Origin of the sequence: Escherichia sp. AM3 (genome assembly GCF_032029835.1) — a bacterium.
GTDB lineage: Bacteria > Pseudomonadota > Gammaproteobacteria > Enterobacterales > Enterobacteriaceae > Escherichia > Escherichia coli.
Genome location: NZ_JAVUPQ010000468.1, coordinates 1 through 694 on the forward strand (window position 1 = coordinate 1; position 694 = coordinate 694).

Annotated in this window: 1 protein-coding gene and 1 pseudogene; one reads left to right on the forward strand and one right to left on the reverse strand. The window is 43.4% G+C overall.

What is annotated here, in order from left to right; genetic code table 11:
• Window position 1 precedes the first annotated feature (1 nt).
• Window positions 2-58, forward strand: a complete 57-nt coding sequence (locus tag RTW80_RS31790) for an IS1 family transposase (protein WP_003032489.1) — start codon at window positions 2-4, stop codon at window positions 56-58.
• Between the two features lie 57 nt (window positions 59-115).
• Here the strand turns inward: RTW80_RS31790 and RTW80_RS26640 are convergent.
• Window positions 116-520 (reverse strand): annotated as a pseudogene (locus RTW80_RS26640) (DUF2625 family protein); the annotation flags it as partial.
• Window positions 521-694: the final 174 nt, after the last annotated feature.

The following is a 694-nucleotide window of genomic DNA, read 5'->3' on the forward strand; positions in this document are numbered from 1 at the left end:
GGTGGAGCTGCATGACAAAGTCATCGGGCATTATCTGAACATAAAACACTATCAATAAGTTGGAGTCATTACCTGCCCACTGAAGAAACTCAGAATATCCAACTTCCAGACTTTACCAATTCAGCGTATCTGGCGCAAAATAATAAACGCAGCCAGTATCTTCCCCAAGATCGCCACCATTAAGAGCAAAAATTCCCCCTGCGACATCGTCAGCGATGGGTAAAGCCCGCACGCCTGCGAATTCAGGGCGTTGTGTCCAACTTACTGGATCTCGTGGCAACCGGGGGTGACCAGATCCTGCTATGCGTAACCAACCATTATCAATCAGCAGACCTCCGGAGCCATAGACAAGCGCACCCATTGGTGATTTTGTTGTCACCTGTAATTGATAAAGTGCGGTTTCGGCTAAATCTTTATTAACCGGTAAGAGTTCGGTATGGTTTGTGGCGTCTTTTAACCAGTTCTGGATTATTGGCCAGGCTGAATCTTCAGTATTTACTAACTGATTCATTTCACGCATCGCTACTTGCTCCTTGTGTGCTACGGTGTCATTTATGATGAGGAATTGTATGGAACATTTTTTAAATATTAAGTTCCTTATATTTGAATAAAAAATGACTTTGGTGATGCTGCCAACTTACTGATTTAGTGTATGATGGTGTTTTTGAGGTGCTCCAGTGGCTTCTGTTTCTAT